At 42.1% G+C, this 9,098-nt stretch carries 5 protein-coding genes; all 5 read left to right on the top strand.

The features are described from left to right. A partial coding sequence (locus HP439_RS15815) for a TonB-dependent siderophore receptor (protein ID WP_172391307.1) occupies positions 1-1,697 on the top strand: 1,697 nt, incomplete at its 5' end. A gap of 547 nt (positions 1,698-2,244) precedes the next feature. Continuing rightward, complete coding sequence (locus HP439_RS15810; RefSeq protein ID WP_172391306.1) at positions 2,245-2,847, top strand: RNA polymerase sigma factor; 603 nt, start codon at positions 2,245-2,247, stop codon at positions 2,845-2,847. Positions 2,848-2,917: 70 nt separating this feature from the next. Beyond that, positions 2,918-4,123: a FecR family protein gene (locus HP439_RS15805; protein WP_172391305.1), complete on the top strand. Its 1,206-nt coding sequence runs from the start codon at positions 2,918-2,920 to the stop codon at positions 4,121-4,123. A 193-nt stretch (positions 4,124-4,316) separates the two neighbouring features. Further along, positions 4,317-7,550 carry a TonB-dependent receptor gene (locus HP439_RS15800; RefSeq protein ID WP_172391304.1) on the top strand — a complete coding sequence of 1,078 codons (3,234 nt, stop codon included), beginning with the start codon at positions 4,317-4,319 and terminating at the stop codon, positions 7,548-7,550. A gap of 19 nt (positions 7,551-7,569) precedes the next feature. After that, complete coding sequence (locus tag HP439_RS15795) at positions 7,570-9,018, top strand: RagB/SusD family nutrient uptake outer membrane protein (protein ID WP_172391303.1); 1,449 nt, start codon at positions 7,570-7,572, stop codon at positions 9,016-9,018. Positions 9,019-9,098 lie beyond the last annotated feature (80 nt).

The raw sequence follows: 9,098 nt of genomic DNA, 5'->3' as shown, positions 1-9,098 counted from the left end.
GTGCACAGATGACTTCCTTTGGGGGGATTATCAATTACATTACGAAGAAACCGCACGAGATATTTGGCGGAGAGGTGGGCTATACCACCGGAAGCTGGAACCTAAACCGGCTGACGGCAGATATCAATATGCCGGTAACCCCGAACAAGGATGTACTAGTTCGGTTCAATGTGGCCCGTCAGCAGGAAAATTCTTTTCAATACCAAGGAGGTAATACATCTATGCTTTTTGCGCCAAGTGTCTACTATAAGGTGAACGACCGATTAGAATTGGCATTGGATGCCGATTTTTATAGTAACAAGGGGATCACGCCAGCTGGATGGTTCGTTTCGAATGGATTGCAGCAGACGAGTTTTAAGGACCTGAATCTCCCCTATAAGGAATCCCTGAACGACAATTCTCTAGTCAGCAAGCAACAGTCGAGCAATATTTTACTGCAAGCGAACTATAGACTTTCAGACAATTGGGTGTCGGAAACCAAATATGCCTGGGGAAATGGGGGGTATGATGATCTATATATATTTGATATGATCTGGCGGAATACGGATTCCGTCGATCGTATCCTCCGCGCATTTACGGATGAAAATACAGCTCGGCATAATTTTCAGCACAATGTCAAGGGTGATTTCTCCATTGGCGGAGTCCGCAATCGGGCTGTAATTGGTGTAGATTGGGTAAGTAATTTACGTTATACACGGTACGATGGCTTGGGCTATGGAGAGAAAGTTTTTGAGTCGGTGGATCTAAATGCTATTGACCAGGCGCCCGTCATACGGATAGAAGATGTTCAGGCAATACTAGCAAATCGAAATACTGGTTTTAATCAGACCAATCAAAACACATATGGAGCTTATATAGCCGATGTACTTACATTTTTTGACAGGCTGCATGTTTCCCTAGGTCTACGATTCGACCGGTTTGTAAATGGCGGTACATACAACACACTTAGTCGCAAGCTTACGGGAGACTATACCCAAAATACATTTTCCCCACGGGTTGGTTTCGCTTTCGATGTGCTTCCCGAACGGTGGTCGGTATTCGGAAATTACTTGAACGGCTTTAAGAACGTAGGGAACCAGATACAGCCCGACCAAAGTGTTTCGGTGTTTAAAGCGCAGCGTGCCAATCAAGTTGAAGGGGGCACCAAGATCGCTTTGGGAAATAAACTCAACGCGACACTTACCTATTATAACATCCGAGTGAGCAACAGCATTCTGAATAGGATTGTGGATAATATGAACTTCTACTTTCAAGAGGGTGAGCAGAAAAGCGAGGGGTTGGAGGTTGAGCTGATGAGTAATCCGTTGCCAGGTCTAAATGTACTAACCAGCTATGGCTACAATCACAACCGTTTTCTTAAAGCGAATGCAAGCGTGGAAGGGAAACGAGCGCTTGGCACACCGGAGCATGTCGTGAATGCTTGGGCAACATACGTCTTGTTGGACGGCCGGTTAAAGGGATTAGGAATCGGAACGGGCTTTACATACGTGTCTGATTCCTTCCTAGATGCCTCCAATAACTTTATTCTCGATGGGTATTATTTGTTAGATGGAACAGTTTACTATAATCATCCTAAATTTCGAGTAAGCCTGAAAGGTAATAATTTATTGGATCAACAGTATTGGATAAGCGACGGCTATTACGCCCGCCCGCAACGCCCGGCTAACTTTCTGGCAAGCGTGACCTATAGATTTTAGAGTAATAAACTTCCATCCAGCGACAAGGGACGTCCCCGCTGGATAGAAGCTTATAGAAAAAAATGGATGGGCTCGTTCTCTAAGATTTGCCTGCGAATGTGTTCCGCAATAGCTCGGAGGATCGTGGACACATTGAGCAGAATAATATATTCAAATATCATATTCCCATGATCCTTTGTAATTGTATTGCACGTGAAGTTCTCACTATGCTGCCCTTACCTAATATCTTTTAAAATAGACCTTCAAATGATGAAGTCTGCATCGGTGGCAACGTTTGAGCCCGCAGTTATCCTAGCTAATTTGATCCTAAAATGGTGTTCCCTTATTTTAAGCCCCTGTTTCTTAGTTTAGCTACAAGGGCATGAAGGTACAGGACAGTTATTAAAAGCAATATTTATAAATTCATTCTTTATAGTTATAAACTGAAATTATCTTCTATTTTTTTGTGCAGAGAACGCCCTAACGAATGCTCTGTGAATCATAGTGGCTGCTTCTTGAAGATAATAGCACCCTGCGTATAAACCTAGTGGAGCTAATTTTGATTATTATGGATAGTACTATTAACCGGGAAACGAGTCAAAAACTACCTCAGATTACTCAGGTAGATTTTAATCAATTCAAGTCGGGCGATCAAAAAGCGTTTCGGAAGATATTTAATGCATATTATAAGAGCATCTATTATTACGCAATTAGATTTTTAAAACGGAAAGAAGAAGCAGAGGAGTTGGTTCAAGAGGTTTTTATTGTGTTATTCTTAAATCGGGCGACAATTGATGAGGCTTCAGCAATTTATCCTTATGTATACACAATTGCTAAGCGCCTGGTGGTTTCAGACTTCCGCAAAAGGATAGTCGAGTCGAAGTTTGAAACTTACTTAGGGCGCTCTTGGAGCGAAGAAGACAAGGAAACTGAGGAATCCATGGATCGCAAGGAACTCAGCGTATTATGGAGCCAGGCAGTTTCTCGTTTGCCCAGTAAGCAGAAGGAGATCTATGCGCTAAGTAAATTTGAAGGCCTATCTTATCAGGAAATAGCGGACAAAATAGGAATTTCTAAAAATACGGTAAAAAATCACCTCTTGACAGCCTCAAAAACGGTGAAACTAATTATGAAAGGGATTTGTATGCTAGTCTTGTTGCTAAAAATATAAAAATAAATAAAACTTAACTAGTACTTTTAACTGCCCAGTTCGTTTATATAGTTAACCAATCATATAAACGTTGAAAGACCAAGAACTTGTTGTTTTGATCCGTCAGTATCTGAAAAATTCGATAACCGATGAAGATTTAGTTTTACTGCGTAATGAATTAACGCAGAAATCAGAAGATGACCTTCTGGAGATTTGGGATAAATTCTCTGAGCTGCCAATTGATTTTTCACGAAGTATTCCCAATGCGGATGATACCTTTGAAAAGATAATCGCTGATCATCGTGTTCAAGCTACAATTTCGCAAAATAATAGCTATAAACTATGGCGGAGGGTAACAAAGAGATCCGTCCAGATAATCGCTGCAGCTGCAGTAATTCTAGTTTTAAAATTAGGTATCGATTATTTAAGACAGCCCCAGTCCTTAAAAAATGCAGCAACTTCTAACCAGAGTAAAGAGCTGATCCTGCCAGGGGGGAATAGAGCTAAAATCGTCCTGACCGACGGAACGGAGATCGATTTAGAAAAATTGAAACCCGACACGCTCATTAGATTAGCCGGATACAGCATTCAGAAAAATAAAGACGGCTCGGTAGAATATTTTATAGACGAAAACGCTCCAGCAGATCTGGCGGTATATAATACCATTGTTACACCAAAGGGCGGTGAATACCAATTGAGTCTTTCAGACGGTACCCAGGTCTTTATTAATGCATCTTCACGCCTGCGCTACCCGGTACAATTCGATTCCGGCGAGCGTGAAGTTGAATTAGAAGGAGAGGCCTATTTTGAGGTTGCTAAAAAACTGGTTGAAGGGACGAATGTACCCTTTATCGTAAAAACCAAGCAGCAGATCCTAGAGGTTTTAGGTACAACATTTAATATAAACAGCTATGGAAAATCAATTCAAACGACCCTAATTGAGGGATCTGTAAAACTCTCCTATAAAAACGGAGAGAGCCATATTATCAAGCCAAATCAACAATTGACTTTTACACCTCAAGGTAGTTCCATCACTATAGCGGAGGTAGACCCTTTCTATGTTTTGGCATGGAAAAACGGGGCATTTTCTTTCGAAGATGCGTCGATTTATCAGGTGATGGAAAGTATCGCCCGTTGGTATGATGTAGAGATCGAATATAAAAATGATTTTAGCGGTAACCGATTTTCGGGTTCGATGTCAAGAAGCGACGACATTGAGAAGGTCTTGAAAACAATCGAATTGACCGGGCAGATAAAATTTATTCGCACAGGAAGGAGGGTTGTAGTTAGAAAGTAGTTTTTTTCGATACCCCGAAGACTCAAAAAAATCAGGCGTGTCCTACCACACCTGATAATCAAGTCAAGAAGACTTGAAGACTGATGTCGACACCTGTTAATAAATAGTATAACAACCAATCTTGTAACAAATGTATAAAAATTATGTTATACCTACCCGTATCCGTAGGTGTTTAAAACCTAGATTATTATTCATGAAGCTATCCGTGATCTTACTGCTGGTGGGCACCCTCCAAGTCAGTGCATTTTCATACGGCCAGAGGATAACGCTCCACAGGACCAATGGAAAACTGACCACCGTTTTGCGCGAATTGGAAAAACAAAGCGGTTACCATATCTTCTTTGATAAATCGCTTATACCAACCAATGCTACTGTGAATATTTCAGTAAAAAATGCACTGCTTGATGATATCCTGAGAGAGATGTTAATAAAGCATAATCTGGATTATGAAAAGTTGGACCGAAATATTGTTTTAGTAAGGAGAACGTTGCCCAAAACAGCTGGAAATGACGCCCGGCGCGAGTCCATAATTCAAGAAAAAATAATAACCGGAAACATCAAAAACAACGTAGGTGAGCCTCTAGAGGGTGTTACCGTTTCCATAAAAGGAACAAATACCCGTACCTCTACCGATGGAAAAGGATATTATTCGATCGCTGTTGAAGATGCTCAGTCGATCATTTTAATTTCGTTCGTCGGCTATAAAGACATCCAGACGACCGTCGGTAACCGTTCGGTCATCGATTTAGCTATGGAGGTTAAGACCGATGAGCTGGACGAAGTAGTTGTTGTCGGCTACGGGACAGTAAAAAAGTCCGACTTAACAGGTTCGGTTTCGCAGGTGAAAGCTAAAGAATTGAATGCTTTTCCGAGTGCAAATGCACTTCAGGCATTAGCCGGTCGGGCACCAGGCGTTCATATTCGGCAAAGTTCAGGAGCTCCGGGTCCATCGATGTCTGTCCGGGTAAGGGGGGGTAACTCTATTCAAGGCAGTAATGAGCCCCTTTACGTCGTTGACGGATTCCCAATAGCGGGATCAAATCCAACAATTGTCAATCCGGCAGATATTGAAAGTGTCGAAATTCTGAAGGATGCCTCCGCGACAGCAATTTATGGTTCAAGAGGAGCCAACGGTGTCGTTCTGATCACCACAAAAAAGGGCAAGCAAGGACGTACCAATGTGGCTTTCGAGAGCAGCTACACTTCACAAAAGCTGATACGTGAATTAGATTTAATGAATGCCCAGGAATATGCTCGATTTTATAACGAGCAAGCTATTAACGATAATTTGGATCCTTATTTTACTGAACAAGAGATCGAAGCGTTCGGGCAGGGCTTTGATTGGCAGGATTTTGTTTTTCAACAGGCTCCGGTTTTTACGAGTTCCTTAAATGTTTCGGGAGGGAATGAGAAAACTCAATTTTCCTTGGGGGGTAGTTTTTTTGGCCAAGATGGTATCGTCAAAGGAAGCGATTATGACCGCTATTCGCTACAAAATAATATAAAACATAAAATCAATGATAAGGTAACCGTTGAGCTGAACAGCACCTTGTCGAAACTAACGACAAGGAGAAGAGATAGCCAGGGCGGAAATAGAGGCAATTCAATGATTGCTGCCGCAATTTCGGCGCCGCCGATCCTTACGCCATTTAATGAAGACGGATCCTATAGAGTATTGCATACCGCTTATCCTTTTTTGGCTACCGATCTACGAAATCCAATTAATTGGATAAACGAGAGCAATTCGGAAATTAAAGCGAATCTTGCGCTAATAAATGCATCGATTTCTTATGATATCACGCCAGATCTTACACTTAAGATCGCTGGCGGGCTTGAGAGTAGGGATGAGCGAACCGACAATTATACGACAACCAAGTTTTTTGACAGCCCTGGAAATGCAAGTGTCTCCACAGGACAACACTCAAGTCTATTGAATGAGAATACGCTAAATTACACACGAACATTTAACCAGAAGCACAGTCTTGCAGCTGTTGCGGGAATTACTTATCAGAATTTTACAAACACTTCGGTGAATGCCAGTGGTAGTGATTTTTTGTCAGATATATTCGGAAGTCATAATCTTGGCGCTGCTGGGACCCCAGGAGTACCCGGTTCTGCGTATATCAAGTCAACATTGATTTCCTTTTTAGGCCGCGTCAACTACAGCTATGATGATCGGTTCCTAGCTACAATTAGCCTTCGTAGGGATGGATCGTCGCGGTATTCCTCAGGGAGTCAATGGGGTAATTTTCCTTCAGGCGCGTTAGCTTGGCGAGTTTCTAACGAGGACTTCATGAAGAACTTACCTATAATTTCTGAATTGAAATTGAGAACAAGCTGGGGACTAACGGGTAGCCAGGCAATAGACCCTTATACCACCTTGAATCTGCTTTCCCCGGGGAAGACGATTTTTGGAAACGATTATCACAACACCGTTGGGCCCTCAACCAGATTACCTAACGATCTCTCTTGGGAGACTACCGAGCAGCTGGATGTGGGTGCCGATATAGGGGTTTTAAATAATCGAATTTTATTTACCGCAGACTATTATGTGAAAAACACCCGGGATTTGTTAAGCGACGTCCGTCTACCTGCTTCGATGGGTTACATCTCCACCATCCAAAATGTGGGCAAAGTACAGAACAAAGGATTTGAATTTGGTGTTGAGGCTAAGCCCTTCACGCAGGCCTTTACATGGGATCTACAGGCGAATATCTCATTTAACAACAATAAAGTCATCAGCCTTTATAACCACGAGGATGTACTGCGAGATAATATCGGAATGATAATCATTAGTGATGCAACAAGCATATTACGAGAAGGAAGGCCTGTTGGTCAGTTCTGGGGATACATAGAGGATGGCTATGACAACAATGGTGATATAATATTCAGAGATATAAACGGTGACGGTTCGATAAGTGCCGCTGATAAAACGTACATCGGCGATGCGAATCCAGATTTTACGTATGGACTAAACTCTGCGATGAGCTATAAGAACTTTGAATTTTCGTTTTTTCTTCAGGGAACCTACGGCAATGATATTCTGAATGCGAGTTCAATAACCAACACGATGGATTATGGATTCGGGTTAAACATGCCAAAAAGCGTTTATGAGAACCATTGGACGGCTAATAACCCTGATGCGGATTACCCGCGTATTAGCCGGTCAACACCAGTGAAAATGTCGGATAGATTTATCGAAAATGGGTCTTACCTAAGGTTGAAAAATATCTCATTGGCTTATAATCTACCGCTATCAGCAATGAACGTCAGTAAAATTCAACGTTTGCAAGTGTACGTGAGTGGTCAGAACTTATTTACGGCTACAGAATACTCATGGTGGGATCCAGAGACGAATTTCCGATTGGATCATAATTCATATCCGTCAGCAAAATCCGTCACTTTTGGTATCCGAGCAGGCTTTTAACAATTTTATACACGAAAACATGAAGAAATTGAACAGACATATAAAAACGAGGCTATTTTATATTTTGGGGCTCGGTTTACTTTTCACTGCATGTGAAAAATCTCTGATTGAAGCGCCTAAGCAAATTGCCGTTGAGAATTTTTATACCACTCCATCCGAGGTCGAAGCAGCTGTAAACGCGATTTATACGCCTCTTAGAAATGGTCTGATGAGCAATTATATAGCAACATTGGAGTGTCAATCCGACTGGATGTATGGTCGGGGTAGCTGGACTCCATTAAGTAATTTCCAAGGGTTGGACGACGCAAATATAACAAGAGTCGAAGGCTTTTGGAATAACTTCTACTTGACTATTCGAAATGCAAATTTGGTAGTTCTTAACTCACCAGCCGGAGAGGAGTACGAAAGCCTGGTCGCGGAAGCTAAATTTTTGCGGGCATTCAGTTATTTTCAACTTGTCAGAAACTGGGGAGGGGTTCCCTTACGCACTGAAGGAACGATGACGGAAAAGGATCTGCCACGTAGTACTGAAGAGGAGGTTTATCGGTTGATAGAGGAAGATTTGAATGTAGCGGCAGATATGCTTCCAGAAAACGCTTCCGTTAGTGGTAGACCAACAAAATGGGCAGCAAAAACATTGCTGTCAGACGTTTATTTACAGCTAGAACAATATGCGAAGGCCGCAGAACAGTCTCAGCAAGTTATGCAAAACAGCTTCAGTTTGGTGAGCGTAAGCACAAAAGAGGATTTTCAATATAAGATTTTCGGGCCTGATATTGTTTCAAGTAGCGAGGAAATTTTTGCGTTGAAGTATGCCCGTTTGCCAGACCAAGGGAATTATATATTATGGATAGCTAACCACCCGAGTACGAAGTTGTTCACAACGGATGGTACTGGAGCCTATGCGGTACATGGCGATGCGACCAATGCCAATTACCTAGAATGGAATGATCAGGATCTTCGAAAGCAATTATGGGATAAAATAAATTTTGGGTTGGGTCCCAATACCCTTGTCAGTTCTAAATATATCGATCCGGATGCTCTGGATCGTGGTACTGCAGGAAACGACCTTCCAATATACCGGTTGTCCGATGTACTGTTGATCTATGCTGAGGCATCTTCGCGCGCGAATAATGCGGTTAGCTCAGAAAGTATGGAAGCGTTAAACAAAGTTCATCGTCGAGCATACGGTTTTGCGGCCGAAGCGACCTCACCAGTAGACTTCGATGTGGCGGATTATACAGTAGATACTTTTATCGATTTGATTGTAAAGGAACGCGGCTATGAATTTATTTACGAAGGCAAACGGTGGTTGGAATTAAAGCGTATCGGAGAAGTAAATGAATACATTGCGTACGGAAAAGGTAAGACCGTCATTGAAAAGCATTTACTATGGCCGATTCCACTTTCCGAAACAAATTATAACAACGCAATCGATCCAGTTGCGGATCAAAACTCAGGTTATTGACCTTGAAAAAAAATATTAGAGCATATGAAAAGGAGATCAGCTTTGGCGGCTATGGGCGCCATATCATTAGGCTTGACGTC

The organism is Sphingobacterium shayense (assembly GCF_013179575.1).
GTDB lineage: Bacteria > Bacteroidota > Bacteroidia > Sphingobacteriales > Sphingobacteriaceae > Sphingobacterium > Sphingobacterium shayense.
Note: the sequence above shows the minus strand (reverse complement) of the source record. Positions and strands in the feature narration are given on the sequence as shown.

Coding starts and splice junctions, on each gene's coding strand:
- HP439_RS15795 (WP_172391303.1), top strand. CDS start 7,570: ATGAAGAAATTGAACAGACATATAAAAACGAGGCTATTTTATATTTTG.
- HP439_RS15810 (WP_172391306.1), top strand. CDS start 2,245: ATGGATAGTACTATTAACCGGGAAACGAGTCAAAAACTACCTCAGATT.
- HP439_RS15800 (WP_172391304.1), top strand. CDS start 4,317: ATGAAGCTATCCGTGATCTTACTGCTGGTGGGCACCCTCCAAGTCAGT.